Annotated in this window: 13 protein-coding genes; 8 read left to right on the forward strand and 5 right to left on the reverse strand. The window is 67.4% G+C overall.

The features are described from left to right. Positions 1-3: 3 nt before the first annotated feature. The 3 genes from MEU52_RS04500 to MEU52_RS04510 all read right to left on the reverse strand — a co-directional run bounded on the left by MEU52_RS04500 (position 4) and on the right by MEU52_RS04510 (position 3,282). Positions 4-792 (reverse strand): sulfite exporter TauE/SafE family protein, encoded by a 789-nt coding sequence (locus tag MEU52_RS04500; RefSeq protein ID WP_238119803.1) that lies wholly within the window; start codon positions 790-792, stop codon positions 4-6. Between the two features lie 57 nt (positions 793-849). Next, a complete protein-coding gene (locus MEU52_RS04505) occupies positions 850-1,728 on the reverse strand; it encodes an MBL fold metallo-hydrolase (protein WP_238119802.1) in 879 nt (292 codons plus the stop codon). Positions 1,729-2,058: 330 nt separating this feature from the next. Then, positions 2,059-3,282, reverse strand: coding sequence for a CobW family GTP-binding protein (locus MEU52_RS04510; protein WP_238119801.1), 1,224 nt, complete (start codon positions 3,280-3,282; stop codon positions 2,059-2,061). 479 nt (positions 3,283-3,761) lie between these two features. Between MEU52_RS04510 and MEU52_RS04515 the strand changes: the two genes are divergently transcribed. The 7 genes from MEU52_RS04515 (at position 3,762) to MEU52_RS04545 (ending at position 15,108) form a co-directional block, all read left to right on the forward strand. Then, on the forward strand, positions 3,762-5,792 hold the full coding sequence (locus MEU52_RS04515; RefSeq protein WP_238119800.1) for a sigma-54-dependent Fis family transcriptional regulator: 2,031 nt from the start codon (positions 3,762-3,764) through the stop codon (positions 5,790-5,792). A gap of 495 nt (positions 5,793-6,287) precedes the next feature. Next, positions 6,288-8,219 (forward strand): hydantoinase/oxoprolinase family protein, encoded by a 1,932-nt coding sequence (locus MEU52_RS04520; protein ID WP_238119799.1) that lies wholly within the window; start codon positions 6,288-6,290, stop codon positions 8,217-8,219. Between the two features lie 5 nt (positions 8,220-8,224). Beyond that, positions 8,225-8,623, forward strand: coding sequence for an acetone carboxylase subunit gamma (locus tag MEU52_RS04525; protein WP_238119798.1), 399 nt, complete (start codon positions 8,225-8,227; stop codon positions 8,621-8,623). A gap of 113 nt (positions 8,624-8,736) precedes the next feature. Beyond that, entirely contained in the window at positions 8,737-10,893 is a 2,157-nt protein-coding gene (locus MEU52_RS04530) for a hydantoinase/oxoprolinase family protein (protein ID WP_238119797.1), read from the forward strand. 78 nt (positions 10,894-10,971) lie between these two features. Beyond that, positions 10,972-13,248, forward strand: coding sequence for a hydantoinase B/oxoprolinase family protein (locus tag MEU52_RS04535; protein ID WP_238119796.1), 2,277 nt, complete (start codon positions 10,972-10,974; stop codon positions 13,246-13,248). Beyond that, positions 13,245-14,096, forward strand: coding sequence for a hypothetical protein (locus MEU52_RS04540; protein ID WP_238119795.1), 852 nt, complete (start codon positions 13,245-13,247; stop codon positions 14,094-14,096). Before MEU52_RS04535 ends, MEU52_RS04540 begins: the two co-directional genes overlap by 4 nt. A 124-nt stretch (positions 14,097-14,220) precedes the next feature. After that, entirely contained in the window at positions 14,221-15,108 is an 888-nt protein-coding gene (locus MEU52_RS04545) for a transporter (RefSeq protein WP_238119794.1), read from the forward strand. A 9-nt stretch (positions 15,109-15,117) separates the two neighbouring features. Here MEU52_RS04545 and MEU52_RS04550 read toward each other — a convergent pair whose 3' ends face one another. Continuing rightward, positions 15,118-16,323, reverse strand: coding sequence for a GGDEF domain-containing protein (locus tag MEU52_RS04550; protein ID WP_238119793.1), 1,206 nt, complete (start codon positions 16,321-16,323; stop codon positions 15,118-15,120). 155 nt (positions 16,324-16,478) lie between these two features. Then, positions 16,479-16,880, reverse strand: a complete 402-nt coding sequence (locus tag MEU52_RS04555) for a hypothetical protein (protein WP_238119792.1) — start codon at positions 16,878-16,880, stop codon at positions 16,479-16,481. A gap of 77 nt (positions 16,881-16,957) precedes the next feature. Here MEU52_RS04555 and MEU52_RS04560 point away from each other — a divergent pair, with 77 nt between their 5' ends. Then, a complete protein-coding gene (locus MEU52_RS04560; protein WP_238119791.1) occupies positions 16,958-17,872 on the forward strand; it encodes a diacylglycerol/lipid kinase family protein in 915 nt (304 codons plus the stop codon). Positions 17,873-17,923 lie beyond the last annotated feature (51 nt).

Consider the following 17,923-nt stretch of genomic DNA (forward strand, 5'->3'; position numbering starts at 1 on the left):
GGCTCAGGCGCCATAGCCCAGCAGCGCCCTGCCCGAGCGGTACAGCACATAGACGGCCACCGAGGCCACCACCACGGCGAAGATGCGGTTCAGCGTGTTCTTGTTGGCCCCCAGCCGGGTGGCGAGCGCCATGCCCGCCACGCCACCGATGAGGCCACCGCCGAGGAATTCCGCCGCCACGCGCCAATCCACGAGGCCGGACGCGGCATAATTCACCGCTGTGGCAAGGCCGAACGTGCCCACCGCCAGGAGCGAGGTGCCCACCGCATAGATGGTGGCCATGCCGGTGGAGAAGATGAGCGCCGGCACGATCAGAAAGCCGCCGCCGATGCCGAACAGGCCGGACGCCATGCCGGTGGCGAGCGCCGCCACCCCCGCGTTCACGCACAGCCTCCGGGTGATGACCGGCATGTCGGCGGAGGTGACCGCGCGCGGCCGCAGCATCAAAGCGGCGATCAGCGCCATGACGAGGCCGAACAGGAACAGCAGCACCTGGCCATTGGTGAGCTTACCGATGGTGGAACCGATGAGCGCGCCAAGGGTGCCCACCGCCGTGAACACCACCGCGCAGCGCCACATCACATGGCCCTTGAGGGCATGGCCGATGAGATTGGCATAGGCATTCACCGACACCGCCAAAGCGCCGGTGCCGAAGGCGATATGGGGTTCGCCCACCCCCACCACATAGAGCAGCAGCGGCGTCGCCAGCACCGACCCGCCACCGCCGATGAGGCCGAGGATGAAGCCGGAAAGGGCGCCGGACAGGACGGCGGAAACGGTCTGGAACAGCACGGGCAAACCTGAACGGAAAGCCCCGGCGCGGGCCGGGGGAAGCGGCCGCCTGCGCGGTCAGAGGGTATCGAGGGGAACCTTGAGGAAGCGCTTGCCATTGGCTTCCGGCTCCGGCAGCTGGCCGGCCTTCATGTTCACCTGGAGCGAGGGCAGGATCAGCCGCGGCATGCCGAGCGTGGCATCGCGGGCGGTGCGCAAAGCGACGAACGCCGCCTCGCTCACCCCTTCGTGCACGTGGATGTTGTGCGCGCGCTCCTCCGCCACCGTGGTCTCATAGCGCACCTCCCGCCCGCCGGGCGCGTAATCGTGGCACATGAAGAGCCGGGTCTCGTCGGGCAGCGACAGCACCTTCTGGATGGAGCGATAGAGCACATGGGCGTCGCCACCCGGGAAATCCGCCCGCGCGGTGCCGCCATCGGGCATGAACAGGGTGTCGCCCACAAAGGCCGCGTCGCCGATCACATGGGTCATGCAGGCGGGGGTGTGGCCGGGCGTATGCAGCGCCTGGCCCTCGAGCCGTCCGATGGTGTAGCGGTCCCCGTCCTCGAACAGATGGTCGAACTGGCTGCCGTCGCGGCGGAACTCGGTGCCCTCGTTGAACACCTTGCCGAAGGTGTCCTGCACCACGGTGATCTGCGCACCAATGCCGATCCTGCCACCCAGTTCCCGCTGGAGATAGGGCGCGGCGGAGAGGTGATCGGCGTGCACGTGCGTTTCGATCAGCCATTCCACGGTCAGGCCATGGCCGCGCACGAAGGCGATGATGCGGTCAGCGGAGGAGGTGGCGAGGCGGCCGGCCGCGTAATCGAGATCGAGCACACTGTCGATGACGGCGCAGGCGGACGAGGCCGGATCCTTCACCACATAACTGATGGTGTTGGTGTCGGGATCGAAGAAGCCCGTCACCTCGGGGCGCAACGGAGCGGAAGGGGACATGAACACGCCATCCTGGAGGCCGGCCAGCAGCCTGGCCCGGGGGAATGAATGGTGCGCGAGCCGTCACTCCATTCATTCATGACTATGAATGTTTGACCGATATAGCCGCGCCAGCGGCAAACTCAAGTCCCCTGCAGCCGCAGTCTCCGCCCGCCGCCCCAGCAATGCCGGCAGACCGTCGCGAAAACGACCGCGCATCCACCATTTTGGGGATGTCGGCGCGACCACTTTCGTAGGATGAAGGTGTCACGCGAGTTCGTCCGGTCCTCCCGGGTCGCGTTCAGCCTGACGACCTTCCCCCGCAGGTCGTCAGGCTGACTTTTTTTTTGCTCAGGCCCGCACCGCGCCCCGGCCGGGCCGAAAGGCAGAAATCTGCCAGCCCTCCGTTTCCATCGTTCCGCCAGCCCCCGGCATGCGCGCGCTCAGCCAGCAGCGGGTGGGCAAAAGCGGCAGGCGCGCCGCCTGCCGCAGGGCGGCGGCATCGGTGGGCAGATCGGCCAGGCGGGCGCGCATGTCGTCCTCCTGCGCCTGCGCCAGCCCCTCGGCGATGACCACCAGCCGGCCGCGCATGTCGAAGCGCCCGCGATGGCTGGGCCAGCGCGGCAGGCGCACCGGGGCATAGGCCACCTCTCCCACCGCCTGCACCACCACCGGCCCGGCAAGGCCGGCAATGTTCATGACCCCCTTCACCCGCAGCAGCGCAGCACCATAGCTGGCCAGGATCTCACCCAGGGCCACCGCGAACCCCCGCCAGGGCAGCGGCCGATCGAATGTCATGCTGAAGCTGGAAACATGGGCGCCGTGGCGCGCCACGGGCGCGTCCTGTTGCGGATCATCGCCCCCCAGCCACTGGGCGAGCGCCGCCCCGCCGGGCGGCACCGCATAGACGCCGGCGCCGGCCAGCAGCGTGGCGTCGAGCACCCCATGGCAGGCTTCCACCCGGAGGGCGCTGGGGTTCAGCGCCGCCAGCCGCGCATCCAACGCCTCGCGAGTGGAGCGATCCGCACAGTCGGCTTTGGAGATCACCAGCCGATCGGCCAGGGCCACCTGCCGGCGCGCTTCCTCATGGGTGTCGAGCTGGGCCGCGCCCCGGCCGGCGTCCACCACCGTCACCACCCCATCGCAGCGGAAGCGGGTGCTGACAAAGCGCTCCTGCATCAAGGTCCACACCACCGGCACCGGATCGGCAAGGCCGGTGGTTTCGATCACCACCCGGCGCACATCTGGAATCTGCCGGCGCGCCAGCCGATCGTGCAGATCGCGCAGCGCCGCCACGAGATCGCCGCGCACGGCGCAGCAGACACAGCCGGACTCGAGCAGCACCATGGTCTCCCCCAGGTGCTGCACCAGGTGATGATCAATACCGATACTGCCGAACTCATTGATGAGAAGCGCCGTGCCCGCGAATGCGGGCTGGCGGACCAGGTGGTTCAGCAAGGTGGTCTTGCCGGCGCCGAGAAAGCCGGTGAGCAGCAGCACGGGAATGCGGCCGTCGCCTTCCGATGCGAGCGGCATCTGCACCTGCGGGCCAGCCGCATCGACGTCATGGTCCATGGCGTTCCTCCGGATCTTGTGTGTTCTGAGGTTGGCTTGCCGCAGCAACCGCCATGCCAGCGTCGCAGCCATAGACCATGCGCCTCACAGTCGGCCTGATCCGTTCGATTTTCAGCCGCCCGATCGACCGAAAATCGAACGGCCCCGCCCGTGGCGCCGACCACACCAGCAGAAAGTTACCTCCCCGCACACCGCGACCCGGCCGCAGGGACCCGGCCGCAGGCGGCGCGCTGCACCACCGCGCCTATTGGCACGAACGATGCTACAGTGCGCTCTTCAGCATGGCACGCACGTCCCAACGGCGGCGGGCCATGTCATCGCCAGCGCCGCGGCCTGGGAACGCATGCTTGGAACCGTGCGGCCGCGCCCTGCGATGCCGAAACAACATCACCGCCGCCTGCCCGCAGAGCCAGACGTCAGATCTGTCCGGGGAAAGGCTCGGTCGGCCCAGCCGGCCCGGTGAAGGGGAGGACGACCGCATGCCTTTCTCAAGGCCCGGACAGAAATTCTCGGTCCCCGAGAATGACGAGAAGATCATGGCCTCGTGGGAGCGCTTCCTGCACGGCAACGAGCCGGGCTCCGACGCGCTGCGCCGCCTGGTGGACGATTCCTGGCGCCGCTGCGCGAGCGGCAGCGTGGATCCCCGCCGCGATCAGGCGCCGCCGCCCATGCGGGAGGATTCCCTGTTCTCCCTGCGGGACGACTGCAGCGACCTCCTGGAAGCCAGCGCCCCGGTGATGGCCTCGGCCCGCGAGCTGCTCTCGGAAACCGGCACGGTGATGGTGCTGACCAACGAGGCCGGGGTCATCCTCAACCTCGAAGGGGATTCCCGCCTGCGCGACGCGGCGGAGAACATCCACCTGTTGTCCGGCGCCACTTGGAGCGAAATGACCTGCGGCACCAATGCCATCGGCACCGCCATCGAGGTGGGCCAGCCGGTGCAGATCCATTCCGCCGAGCATTTCTGTTCCGGTATCAAGCGCTGGTCCTGCTCCGCCGACGTGATCCGCGACCCGTTCGATGGCACCATCCTCGGCGTGGTGGACGTCTCCGGCCTCTCCGACACATTCAACCGGCACAGCCTGGCGCTGGTGGTGGCCACCGCCGGCCGCATCGAGAACCGGCTGGCGCAGATCGAGATGGATGCGCGCTTCCGCCTGCTGGAACGCTGCATGGACCGCCTCGGCGCCGGCACCACCGATGGGGTCATCGTGTTCGATCGCCACGGCCGGGCGGTGAAGACCAATGCCACCGCCACCGATGCGCTGATGGAGCTGCGCCGTCGCCACCCCGACCTGCCGGCGCCCGACGATGTCGGCGCCCTGCGCTTCCACTGGCGCAAGGGCGACAGCCTGCCCCGCGAGCTGCCGGCCTGGGTCCGCCGGGAATGGCTGGAACCGGTGGAGGTGGACGGCGAACGGCTGGGTGCGGTGCTCTCCCTGCCCATCCGCCGTGCGCCCGCCCCCATCGCCCGCGCCACCCCCGAGCCGCCGCCGGCCACGCAGACCGCCGCCTTCTCGCGCCTCGTGGGTGATGCGCCGGCCCTGCGCCAGTCCATCGCCCGCGCCCGCCAGCTGGCCAAAAGCCGCGCTCCGGTGCTGCTGCTGGGCGAGACCGGCGTCGGCAAGGATGTGTTCGCCCAGAGCCTGCACGCCGCCAGCACCACCCCCGAGGGTCCGTTCGTGGCCCTGAACTGCGGCGGCCTTTCCCGCGAGCTGCTCTCCAGCGAGCTGTTCGGCTATGCGGAAGGCGCCTTCACCGGCGCCCGGCGCGGCGGCATGACCGGCAAGATCGAGGCGGCCGACGGCGGCACCTTGTTCCTCGACGAGATCGGTGAGATGCCGAAGGACCTGCAGCCCCATTTCCTCAGGGTGCTGGAATCCGGCGAGGTCTACCGCATCGGCGAGACCCGGCCGCGCAAGGTGAACTTCCGCCTTGTCGCCGCCACCAACCGCGACCTGCGGCAGGAGGTGCGCGCCGGCCGGTTCCGCATGGATCTGTTCTACCGGGTGGCGGTCACCTCCATCACCATTCCGCCGCTGCGCGAACGGGCCGAGGATATTCCCCTCATCGCCCGCCACCTGGTGGCGGAGCTGGCCCGCCGCCAGGGGGTGCCGGCGCTGCCCCTGTCGCCCCGGGTACTGGACCTGTTCGCCGCCTATGGCTGGCCCGGCAATGTGCGGGAGCTGCGCAACGTGATCGAGAGCATGCTTCTGACCACCGAAGGCAGCGTGCTGACCGAAGCGGACGTGCCGGACGAAATCTGGACGGCCGGCGACGGCATCGTTGCGCCAGCGGACGATGCCACAGGCCCGACGCCGACCGTGAGCGGCCTTACCGGCATGGAAGCCGCCGAGCGGGTGGCGCTGGTGCGGGCCATGCAGGCGCATCGGGGCAATGTCACCGCGGTGGCCCGCGGCCTCGGCATCGCCAAGAGCACCGTCTACGCCAAGCTGCGCCGCTATGGCCTGGAAGGCGCCGTGGACGAAGTGCGGCGCACCTCGGCTTAGAAAATTCCGCCAGTCTTTCGGACTCATCCGCCGAACTGGCCAACACTTTCAATTTTAAACGATAGAAAAATCCCACTACAGTATAGGCCTCACGCAATCGGCACGGCTTTTGCAAAAATCCCAACGGCTTTCGACTCCCCCGAAAGACCTCCTCCACGCCGCAGGCCTTGGTCTGCGGCGTTCTTTTTTGCCTTCATACGTTTTGCATCGCAACACTCTCTCGCCTGCGTCGCAGCATGCCGACCGAAATCCGAACGTGTATTCGCAAAGACGTCGCCTGAAATGAGGCGCCACAGAGCGAATCTTTTTCAGTCGATGCGGATTCCTTGAAAATATTCGTTTTGCGCTGGGCGCCGTCACTTGGCACATCGCTTGCGATCGTCCCCCTGCAATCCGTTTCACATGCTCCAGCCCGGCCGCGCGCCGACCGGGTGCCCGAAGGGGCGGGGCAGACATCCGGCGGGCATGGAAAAGAAAAGGGAGGACTGTTCTCGCATGGCCCTGCAGATCAATATCGATAATGGCGGCACCCTCACCGACATCTGCATCATGGCGGATGACGCGGTGAAGAAGACCAAGGTGCTCACCACTCCCTATGATTTGAGCAAATGCTTCTTCGAGGGTCTCACCAAAGCCTCCGGCGTGCTCTATGGCGCCCCGGATGTGAAGCGGCTGCTCGAGGAAGTGGACCTCATCCGCTATTCCACCACCCAGGGCACCAACGCCATCTGCGAGCGCAAGGGGCCGCGTCTCGGCCTCATCCTCGATGCCGCCGCCCATGATCTGCCGAGCCGGCTCGCCGCCCATGACGCGGACGTGTTCGAGGCCCTGGTGGGCGATCGCATCGTGTTCCTCGATGCCGCCGCCGTCACCGGCGAGAACGCCGACGTGGACGTGGTGAAGGCCATCAACGCGCTCACCGCCGCCGGCGCCAACCGCCTGGTGGTGAGCTTCGCCGGCGCCGATTTCCAGGCACTGGAGGATCGCTTCCGCCTCGTCGCCCTGCGCAAATATCCCCGCCACCTGCTGGGCGCGGTGCCGATCCTCTACGGCTCCGACATCACCACCGATGCCGATGGCGAGCGCCGCACCTGGACCGCCCTCATCAACTCCTTCCTCCACCCGTCCATGGAGGCCTTTCTCTTCAACGCCGAAAACCGGCTGCGGGCCTATCGCACCAAGAATCCGCTGCTCATCTTCCGCAATGACGGGGACGCTTCCCGCGTTGCCAAGACCATCGCCATCAAGACCTACTCCTCCGGCCCCCGGGGCGGCATGGAAGGGGTGAAGGCCTTCTCCCGCCGCTACGGCTTCACCGACAGCGTCTCCATCGACGTGGGCGGCACCACCACCGACATCGGCCAGTACAAGGATGGCACGGTGGCCGAGGTGCGGCGCGGCCATGTGGAAGGCATCTCCGTCTCCTTCCCCCTGTGCGAGATCCTCAGCGCCGGCGCCGGCGGCTCCTCCATCTTCAAGGCGGTGGAAGGGCGCATCGTCATCGGCCCGGAGAGCGTGGGCGCGGTGCCGGGGCCGGCCTGCTTCGGCCGTGGCGGCCAGCAGGCGACCATCACCGACGCGAGCCTGCTCAGCGGCCTGTTCGATCCCACCTCCTATTTCGGTGGCGGCATGGGGCTCGATGTGGACCGCGCGGCGGCGGCGGTGACCGCCAACATCGCCACGCCGCTGGGCATCAGCCTCGACGAGGCGCTGATGCGCATGGAATTCGCCTATGAGGAGAAGATTGCGGCGGAGCTGCACCGCTTCACCCACATCAGCCCGGACACGGTCATGCTCGCCTTTGGCGGCGCCGGCCCGCTCAATGCCTGCGGGGTCGCCGACAAGGCCGGCATCCGCCGCGTCGCCATCCCGCAGATGGCCGCCGTGTTCTCCGCCTATGGCATCGGCGCCTGCGACATCTCCCAGCGCTACCAGGTGAGCCTTGCCGATCCGGCGGCGCTGGAGGAGACGCTGCGCACGCTGAAGGTGAAGGCCGCCCGCGACATGTTCGCGGAAGGCTGCGCCGAAGGCACCTACACGGTGGAGGCCCGCCTGGTCGCCGATTTCGGTGAAGGCCGCACGGAAGCCTTGCCGCTGGGCGACCAGCCGGTGGTGCCCGCCGCCTTCGCGGCGGCGCGCAGCCTCGATCTCGAACTGAAGGCGGTGAAGGCGCTGCGCTCGGCGGCGGAAACCGCGGCCAGCTTTGCCCGCAAGGCCCCCGCTACCGCCCATGGCAAGCGCAACGTGCTGGTGCGCGAGCAAGGCCGCATGGACGTGCCGGTCTATCGCCTCGCGGACCTTGCCGCCGGCGACTTCGCCGCCGGCCCCGCCATCCTGGAAGAAGACTATTTCACCTGCCGCGTCCCCCAGGGCTGGCAGTTCGTCATCAGCGACGCAGGCGACATCCTGCTGAGCCGGGAGGATTGAAAAACATGAAAATCGCCATGACCGAATATCTGCGCATCGATACGCAGTCGGAAAAGTGGGAATGCCGGGTGTGCGACCATGAGATCGCCTCGGCCCGCGGGAACTACAAGGAAGGCCTCCTCGTCTATAATCGCGACCCCACCGAGATCCACCCGCCCATCATCGATCCGCAGAAGTATCGCTTCACCTTCAGCCCGGATCCGGAATGGGTGCGCATCCTGGAATTCTGCTGCCCCCACTGCGGCACCCAGGTGGAGACCGAATACGCCATTCCCGGCCATCCGCCCCTGCACGACATGGACGTGGACCTCGACGCCCTGAAGGCCCAGTGGGCCGCCCGCGGTGAGGCGGCCGCGCCCTATGCCGGCCCGGCGGTGACCCGCGACGACGGCCACAGCCACTGACGCCAACCGCGCGGGTGCCGGGACACGCGCCCTTGAGCGCCCGCGCGGCCCGCAGCACCGACAACGGCGCCCGAGACACCAACGCCCGGCGCCACACGCCTCAGGGAGGACACATGAAACGCGTTTCCGTGGACATCGGCGGCACCTTCACCGACTGCTTCGTGGTTTGGGACAAGCAATATATCGAGGCCAAGGCCCTCACCACCCACCACAACCTCGCCATGGGCTTCAACGAGGCGCTGGGCAAGGCCTGCGGCGTGCTGGGCCTCGAGCTGGAAGAGATCCTCGGCGCGGTGGACAGCGTGCGCTACGCCACCACGCTGGGCACCAACGCCCTCATCGAACACAAGGGCCCCAAGATCGGCATGCTGGTGACCGCCGGCTATGAGGCCACGGTGCCGCTCAGCCGCGCCCGCGGCTATGGCGAGGGGCTGGACAATCTCGGCCAGCAGGACATGCCCAACGCCCAGCGGCCCGACCCGCTGGTGGAAGCCCACATGATCCGCGGCATCCGCGAGCGGGTGGATTTCCAGGGCAAGCTTGTCATGCCGCTGGACGAAGAGGACGTGCGCACCCAGATCCGCGAGCTGGTGAACCGCGGCGCGCAGATCATCGTGGTGGCGCTGGTGAATGCGGTGGTGAACCCGGCCCACGAGCAGCGCATCGAGGAGATCCTGCTGGAGGAATATCCCTCGCACCTGCTCGGCGCCATTCCGGTCATCCTCTCCCACCAGGTGGCGGGGCGCAAAGGCGAATATGTGCGGGCGACCTCGGCCATCGTCGACGGCTACCTGCACTCCACCATGTATCACGCCCTCTCGGCGCTGGAGCAGAACCTGCGGGCCCATCGTTACGAGAAGCCCATGCTGGTGATCCACAATTCCGGCGGCATGGCGCAGCTCAATTCCACCGATGCGCTGCAGACCATCCATTCCGGCCCGGTCTCCGGCATCGGCGCCTCCGAGCATCTCGCCATGCTCACCGGCCTCGGCAATGTGGTGGCCACCGACATGGGCGGCACCAGCTACGACATCGGCATCGTGGTGGAAGGCGGGGTGAAGCATTACGACTTCAACCCGGTCATCGACCGCTGGCTGGTCTCGGTGCCCATGGTGCATCTGGTGACGCTGGGCGCCGGCGGCGGCTCCATCGCCTCCTACGACCGCATGTACAAGACCGTGAAGTGCGGCCCGGAAAGCGCCGGCTCCGATCCGGGACCGGCCTGCTACGACCGCGGCGGCATGCGGCCCACGGTGACCGACGCCGATCTGCTGCTCGGCTATCTCGATGCGGAAAATTATGCGGGCGGCTCCATCCCGCTCAACCCGCGCCGCGCCAAGGCGGCCATCGAGGATGCGCTGTGCGATGACCTCGACTGCTCGGTGATCGAAGCGGCCCTGCTGATCCGCGAGAAGGTGGACGACAACATGGCCAACGGGCTCTTCACCGAGCTGCGGGCCCGGGGCTACGACCCCAAGGACTTCACCATGCTCGCCTATGGCGGCAACGGCCCGCTGCACTGCTGCGGCATCGCCCAGAACCTCAATATCGACCGCATCCTCGCCCCGCCGCTCTCCTCCGTCTTCTCGGCGGTGGGCGCGGGCAACATGCACCAGCTCCATATCCACGAGCAGTCGCTCTACATGGTGCTGTATGACAGCAACACCCGGGCCCTGTTCGACGACTATGACCGCTTTAACGCCATCGTCGCCGATCTGAAGGAGCGCGGCACCCAGGACCTGCTGCGCCAGGGCGTGCCGCTGGCGGACATCCGCCACAACCTCGAACTGGACATGCGCTACGGCAACCAGCTGGTGCAGACCACGGCGGTGATCGGCAAGCACGAGGTGCATGGGGCGGGTGACGTGCTGGCCATCATCTCCCAGTTCTCGAACGACTACGGCAAGCGCTTCGGCGAGGGGTCGCAGGCGCCGGAAGCGGGCATCCGCATCAACACCATCCGCGTCGCCGCTTATGTGCACCACGAGACGGTGCAGTTCGACGACATCAAGCCGGTGCCGGAAGCGGAGCGCAAGGCACCGCCCGCCCCCGCCTCGGTCCGCGTGTGCCACTTCGTCGGCCAGGACGGGCCGGTGGAAACCCCGGTGTGGAGCCGCGCCGCCATCGCCCCCGGCGTCGCCATCGAGGGGCCGGCCATCGTCGCCTCGGAGGTGACCACCTTCCTGGTCAATCCGGGCTGGACCTTCGTCGCCGCCAAGCAGGGCGCCTCCTGGTTCCTGCGCGCCAAGACGCCGGACACCACCCACTGATGCCCTCCCCCCCGCCACGGCGGGGGGGACACGCGCCCTGGCGCGAGAAGCCACCAATATGGTCCGGGAGGACACCCCATGAACGACATGAGCAATACCGGTCGCGGCAAGCTGCCCAGCAGCGAAGACGTGGCCCTCATTCAGAAGTTCCTGAACGACACCACCTTGTTCCTCGGCCCCGATCCCGAGATCATGCAGAACCATGATCTCATGCCGCGCTCGGCGGATGAGGAAGCGGCCATCGCCACCTCCTGCGACGCCCACACCATCGCCAAGATCCGCGATCGCATCCAGTCGGGCTGTGACGAAGGCTATGAGATGGTGGAGCAGATGGGCGCCGCCCCCGGCGCCAAGTGGGGCGATGTCATCACCGGCGTCTATTCGGCGTCCGGCGACCTGGCCATTGCGTCCGCCGGCGGCGTGCTGATCTTCTCCGCGCTCGTGCACCACCCCATCAAGTTCATCATCAAGAACTGGATGAACGATCCCACCGTCGGCGTGCGCGAGGGTGATGGCTTCATCCATAACGACAGCCGTTACGGCAACGTGCACAACACCGACCAGTCCATGATCCTGCCCATCTTCCACGAGGGCCGGCTGGTGTGCTGGGTGGCCTCCACCGTGCACGAGGGCGAGAACGGCGCCATCGAGCCGGGCGGCATGCCCTCCATGGCCGAGAGCCCCTCGGACGAAGGCCTCAAGATGAGCCCGTTCAAGGTGGTCGAAAACTACCAGATCAAGCGCGACATTCTCACCTTCCTGCAGAATTCGGTGCGTGAGCCGAAGCTGCAGTATGAAGACATGAAGGTGAAGCTGTTCGCCTGCCTGCGCATCAAGCAGCGGCTGGAAGAGACGCTGAAGACCGATGGCGCCGACGCCCTCATCTCCACCCTGCGCCTGACCATGGAGAACGTGCGGGCCGAGGTGAAGCGCCGCATTTCCCAATGGCCGGACATGACGGTGCGCACCTACATCATCCAGGATTCGACCCTGCGCGAGAATTGCGTGGTCAAGATCAACTGCAAGCTCACCAAGACCGGTGACCGGCTGATCTTCGATTTCCGCGGTTCGGCGCCCGAATTCACCAATCGCGCCACCAACACCATCGTCGCCGGCCTCAAGGGCATGCTGGCCCAGGTGTTCCTGTGCTATGTGTGGCCGGACCTGCCGCGCGGCCAGGCGGCGTTCGCGCCCATCGAGGTCATCACCGACCCCCATTCCATCGTCAACTGCTCCTATGACGCGCCCAATTCTCAGTCGCTGATGTCCATCTTCACGGGCTTCACGGCGGGCCAGCACGCGGTGGCGAAGTTCCTCTACTCGTGCCCGGAGAAGTTCACGAAGGTGCATGCGCCCACCTTCAACATGATCAACACCTTCATCTGGGGCGGCGTCTCCCAGCATGGCGAGACGCTGGGCAATCTCTGCGCCGATTTGAACGGCATGGGCGCCGGCGCCACCATCGATCGGGACGGCGAGCATGCGCTGGCGCCCATCTTCGCCACCATGGCCGACATCGGCGAGCAGGAGCTGAACGAAGAGGAAGTGCCCTTCTTGCAGCTCGTGTCCAAGAAGATGACGCGCGATGCCATCGCCCCCGGCAAGTATCGCGGCGGCCAGGGCTACACCATGATGGTGGCCACCAAGGACAGCGAGCAGTGGGGCTTCATGACCACCGCACAGGGCGCCAAGATCCCCCCGCTGCAGGGCCTGTTCGGCGGCTATGCCTGCGGCACCTATCCGCTCTCCAAGGTTCAGGGCGTGGACGTCTACGACGTGCTCATGAACACGCCGGAGAAGTTCAAGCACTCCATCGAGGAGATCATGAACGAGCAGCCGTTCGAGGGGGCGAGCTACACCACCCACCACATGGGCATGGGCTTCGAGATCTCCAAGCGCGGTGAATTGTTCATGATTTCCCAGGGGGCCGGCGCCGGCTATGGCGACCTTCTGGAGCGCGACCCCACGAGCGTCATCAAGGACATCGAGGACGGGCTGATGTCGCCGGAGGTGGCGGCGCGACTCTACAAGGTGGTGTTCGATCCCGTGACCCTCGCCATCGATGAGACCGCCACCGCCGAGGCCCGCGCCGCCGAGCGCAAGGCCCGCATCGCCCGCTCCACGCCTTATTCGGAGTTCGTGAAGAGCTGGAGCAAGCCGACCCCGCCGTCCCACCTCCAGTATTTCGGCGCCTGGGGCGATGACGTGTCGGTGCTCTACATGGGTTCACCCGAGACAACGCGCGACGCCGCCACGCCCCGGCCCAATTACATGGCCCATCCCAAGGATGTGCGTATCGCCGAGCTGGAAGTGCGGCTGGCGGCGCTGGGCGGCATGGGAGGCGAGAAGCAATGAGCCCCCGCCTCGCCGATGACCTGCCCCGGCCATCCGGTGTGCCCGGCATCCGCGTGTGGCTGAAGTCGTCGGGCTATGCCCGGCGGCTTCTGCTGGGCGCCGCCGGCGACCCCTGGGAAAGCGCCGCCGGCTATCTCGCCTTCTTCAACCAGGCCCACGGCCTGCTGCGCCCCGATGTGGGGGAGGTCGACGTGGGCGATCTCTACCGCTCCTGGGCCACGCGCCACCCGGCGCTCACGGCGGAGATGGGATCGAAGAAGCGCGCCGCCTTTCCCCTGAAGCGTATGCTGGAGGAGGAGGGCCCGCGCAGGCTCCTGGCCGAGGTGGTGGAGGCGGTGGCCGCAAGCCTGCGCGGCCAGACGCCCCTGGTGCTGGCGGCGCCTGCCCCCCGCCGCTGGCTCACCGAGGCGGCGCAGATGGCCGGCCGCGACGGCATCGACGTGGACGCGGACATGGTGGAGGACGCCGCCATGTATATGGCCGACCTCATGCGCGCCGTCTCCGCTTTGCCCATCGGCGGCCTGCTGCTGGAAGAGGGCGCCGATACGCCCGCCGCCGACCACGCCGGCTATCGGCCACTGGTGAACGTGGCCCGCCACTACCGCTGGGGCCTCGCCCTGCGCGGCGGGGCGGGCGCCGCCACGGGGGATTTCGACACCCTCATCGCCCCGCGCCCGACCGACAGCGACGCCCACGGCGATCTCGCCCTCGGCCTCGACGTGAGCAACACGCTGTGGGACGGCGCGGAACTGGCGCCGCTGGCCGCGGGCCAGTTCTACTTCGCCGAGATCCCGGTGGGGGCGGAACCGGAAGCCGTGCTGCACCATCTCGCGCGGCTGCGCGGCTGAGCTGCACCCTCGCCGAGACTGGAGCACGCGACCCTCCGGCCTCGGGCCGCCCCCTGCCGCCGTATTCCCGGGCGGGAGGGGGCTATCGGACAAAACTCAAAATCAAAAGAGTCCCGGAGGAAACATGACCACCACCATCCAGCGCGCGCTGGCGGCGGGCCTGTGCGCCCTGCCCCTGATGCTCGGCAGCGCCCACGGCGCCGACGTGAATTCCACCGACTATCTGCCGGCGCTGGCCGGCACCAATCTTCTGGTCTTCTACAGCCAATACGCCACCCGCTCGGAATATGTGAGCACATCCGGCCAGACGATTTCCAGCAAGACCGGCCTTGATTCCTACGTCGATATTCTGCGTTACGTCCATTACATGGACATCGGCGGCATCCTCATCGCGCCGCAGGTGCTCCTGCCCGCCGGCACCCTCTATAACGGGCGCATCGCCGGCACCGATCTCAATGCCGCAGCGGGCCTTGGCGATCCCATCCTCGCCACCACCGTGTGGGTGGTGAACAACAAAGCCACCGAGACCTATGTGGGCCTCATGCCTTACCTGTTCGTGCCGCTCGGCCAATATTCCTCCGGCGAGGCACTCAACCTGGGCGAAAACCGTTGGAAGCTGGATCTCCAGGCGGGCTGGTACCAGGGCCTCGGCCAGGGCTTTGCCCTGCAGCTCACCGGCGACGTCATCTGGTATGGGGACAATACATCCGCCGGCAACGGAACCCAGACCCTGAACCAGGACAACACCTACCAGGTCCAGGCCTGGTTCTCCTATGGCTTTGCCGAGACCTGGCGGGCGGCGGTGGGCTACTCCCGCTTCTGGGGCGGCACCGAATATCTGGGCGGCGTCGCCACCGGCAACGCCACCGAGCGCGACCAGGTGCGGCTGGAACTGTCGAAATTCATCACCCCCACCTTCCAGGTGCTGGGTCTGGTACAGCGCGACTTCAACACCTCCGGCGGCTTCCCGGAAGACTTCCGCGGCACGGTGCGACTGCTGCAGGTGTTCTAGAGCCGCGGCTCAGGGCGCGGGGGTGTCCGGGTCCAGAAGACTGCGATTGCGGCCGGACCTCTTGGCCTCATAGACCATGAGGTCGGCGCGATGGATCACCTCGGCGAGAGTTTCCGTCGCGCCCGCCTCCGCCACACCGAAACTCGCGGTCACCTTCCGTCCATCGCCGAGAACGTCGAACGTGGTCGCCTGCAGCAGTGTGCGGATGCGCTCCGCGAGGCCCAGCGCACTCTCGCCGGACGCGCGCGGCAGCAGCAGCACGAACTCCTCGCCCCCAAACCGGGCCGCCACGTCCCAATGGCGCAGCTCGCCGGAGAGCAGCTCGCCGACCCCGTGCAGCACCACGTCTCCGGCGGGATGACCAAAGCTGTCGTTGATGGCCTTGAAGTGGTCGATGTCGCAATAAACAAGGCTCAGCGGCCGCATGGCGGCATCGCGCCAGAGCGGCTCCGCCTTCAGCTGAAAGCCGCGGCGGTTGAGAAGGCCGGTGAGCGGGTCGACACTGCTTTCCTGGCGGAAATCCTCGATCACATCGAGGGCCACGGCCACGAACAGCAGGAGGCCGATCAGCAATCCGCTGATGAAGATGGTGAAGTTCAGCACCTGCCAGAAGGGCGAGGTGCGGAACACCTCCAGCAGCTGGCGCCGCTCCACCCCGGTCTGCAGCAGTTGCTCATATTGGGCAAGCTCACCGGTCAGCGGCACCGTCAGCGCGGTGCGCACGAAGAACTGCAGGCCGAACGCCAGGAAGATCCAGAAGAAGGCGCGATCCAGGGGGGTGCGTACCTGGCCGTGGAACCGCAGGCGCAGCGCCGCCACCGTGCAGATCAGCCCATAGCCGAAATTCTGCGCATAGATACGGGAGATGAGGCTGCGGTCGACGTAATAGAAATGGACGGTGAGCAGCATCACGGTGATGGCCATGGCGAGGCTGAAGACCTCGCGCCGCGTTTCACCGAATCGCCCCTCGATGCCCTTCACCAGCAGGAGGATGCACAAGGTATAGCCCGCCCCGGAGAGCACCGCATTCAGCCCGGCATCGGCCGGCACATGGGCCATCTGCGTGAGCGCTGCCACGGTGTAGCAGAAGAAGGCCAGCGCGAGGATCAGCAGGTAGAGGCGGACGCGGCGATAGAGCCAGGCGGAGAGATATAGCAGCGCGAAGAACAGCGCGATGATCGGCCCCGTGTACATGTACAGGCCGCTCGACGTCATCGCCCGCTCCACCTCCGCGCTACATCCAGCGCCCTCAGATGACCGACACCTCAGACATCACCGCCTGCAAGAAACCGTACCGCCATCCCGGCGTGCCACGCGCAAAGCGAGGCTCCACCTAGACGAGTGCGGCCCAAAGTCAAGGCGCCGCGCGCTCAGCGGCGGTAGATCCAGCGCCGAAGCTCCTGTTTCAGGCGCAGAAAATCATAGAAGGTGAAGGCCAACAGCGCCGTCGCGGCCAAAGCGAGGATCGCCGAGATCGTCGCCGGCCATTCCAGGGCCGAGGCGCAGAAATCATAGACCAGATAGGCGAGCAGCGCGGTGACCGCCGCCGCCACGGCGAAATAGATGCGCGCATCGAGCCGCGCGAGGGTGATGCCCACGCCCACCCAGATGATGACGGCGATGAGGATCACCCACCCCCAGCCCAGGCCGAACTGCCGCGCCACGAAATGTCCGCCAACGGCGCACAGGAGCACGAAACCGACAAGCAGCAACAGCCCGGCGCGCAGACGCAGGATGCCGACCTTGGACGTCGCGGGCGATGGACTGGACATGAAACCCTTCCTCACGTGAGATGGCGCGGCGCGACAGTTCCCGCGCCGGCCGAACAAGGATGCCCACGATGCGGCGAATGCTCGTCGTACTCAATGCCAAAGCCGGCCGTGTCACCGACTTCGGCGCCGAGCCGCTTCGCCGGCAGGTGGACTCCAGCCTGACGCGAGCCGATCTCGACGTTCAGGTGGCGGTCGCCGCCGGCGCCGAGCTGGCGGCCCTCATCCGCCGCGCGCCCCTCGATGGCTATGACACGGTTGTGGTGGGCGCCGGCGACGGCACCTTGTCCCTCGCCGCCGCCACTTACGCCAATTCCGATACCGTGCTCGGCGTGCTGCCGTTCGGCACCATGAATCTGCTCGCCCATGACATCGGCATCCCGCGCGATCTGGCCGGAGCCCTCGCCGCCCTGGCGCAGGCGGCGCCCATGAAGGTGGACCTGGGGCTGGTCAACGGGCGGCCGTTCCACGGCGTCTCCGGGGTCGGCTTCTTCAGCCAGATGGCCCTCGCCCGCGAGCAGGAGCGCGAGCGGCACGGCCGGGTGCTCGGCTGGCTCATCGCCCTGGGCAAGGCCGCCTTCCGCGCCGGCCGCATGTCGCTGGAGGTGGAGCTGGCGGGCGCCCGGCAGCCGATCGAAGCCTATGCGGCGCTGGTGACCGTCAATGCCTTCGACGCGCCAGGCCTGCACCGCTCGCGCCTCGACGGTGGGCTGCTGGAGGTGCTGGTGGCGGAGGATCGCGGCGCCTTCGCCCGGCTCAAGGCCGGGGCCGACGTGCTGGTGGGGGCCTGGCGCGACAATCCCGGCATCCACCTGTTCTCCACCCCGCGCGTCACCATCCACGCGCGACGCCACCGGGCGTGGGTGGCCACCGATGGCGAGGTCACCCGGGAGAGCCTGCCCCTGCGCTATGCCATCGCCCCGCGCGCCCTGAACCTGCTGGTGCCACGCGGCTCGCCCCACTGGCAGGCGGCCCAGGCCACCGACATCACCTGACCGGCTCGCGGGCGCACCGCTTCCCGGCTATGCTGCCTCACCCGCCCCCGA

The organism is Xanthobacter sp. NM-25 (assembly GCF_022138605.1).
GTDB lineage: Bacteria > Pseudomonadota > Alphaproteobacteria > Rhizobiales > Xanthobacteraceae > Xanthobacter.

Excerpts from the sequence above, each read along its gene's own strand:
- MEU52_RS04525 (WP_238119798.1), top strand. The coding sequence starts at position 8,225 with ATGAAAATCGCCATGACCGAATATCTGCGCATCGATACGCAGTCGGAA.
- MEU52_RS04560 (WP_238119791.1), top strand. The coding sequence starts at position 16,958 with ATGCTCGTCGTACTCAATGCCAAAGCCGGCCGTGTCACCGACTTCGGC.
- MEU52_RS04530 (WP_238119797.1), top strand. The coding sequence starts at position 8,737 with ATGAAACGCGTTTCCGTGGACATCGGCGGCACCTTCACCGACTGCTTC.
- MEU52_RS04515 (WP_238119800.1), top strand. The coding sequence starts at position 3,762 with ATGCCTTTCTCAAGGCCCGGACAGAAATTCTCGGTCCCCGAGAATGAC.
- MEU52_RS04545 (WP_238119794.1), top strand. The coding sequence starts at position 14,221 with ATGACCACCACCATCCAGCGCGCGCTGGCGGCGGGCCTGTGCGCCCTG.
- MEU52_RS04505 (WP_238119802.1), bottom strand. The coding sequence starts at position 1,728 with ATGTCCCCTTCCGCTCCGTTGCGCCCCGAGGTGACGGGCTTCTTCGAT.
- MEU52_RS04520 (WP_238119799.1), top strand. The coding sequence starts at position 6,288 with ATGGCCCTGCAGATCAATATCGATAATGGCGGCACCCTCACCGACATC.
- MEU52_RS04540 (WP_238119795.1), top strand. The coding sequence starts at position 13,245 with ATGAGCCCCCGCCTCGCCGATGACCTGCCCCGGCCATCCGGTGTGCCC.
- MEU52_RS04510 (WP_238119801.1), bottom strand. The coding sequence starts at position 3,282 with ATGGACCATGACGTCGATGCGGCTGGCCCGCAGGTGCAGATGCCGCTC.
- MEU52_RS04550 (WP_238119793.1), bottom strand. The coding sequence starts at position 16,323 with ATGACGTCGAGCGGCCTGTACATGTACACGGGGCCGATCATCGCGCTG.
- MEU52_RS04555 (WP_238119792.1), bottom strand. The coding sequence starts at position 16,880 with ATGTCCAGTCCATCGCCCGCGACGTCCAAGGTCGGCATCCTGCGTCTG.
- MEU52_RS04535 (WP_238119796.1), top strand. The coding sequence starts at position 10,972 with ATGAACGACATGAGCAATACCGGTCGCGGCAAGCTGCCCAGCAGCGAA.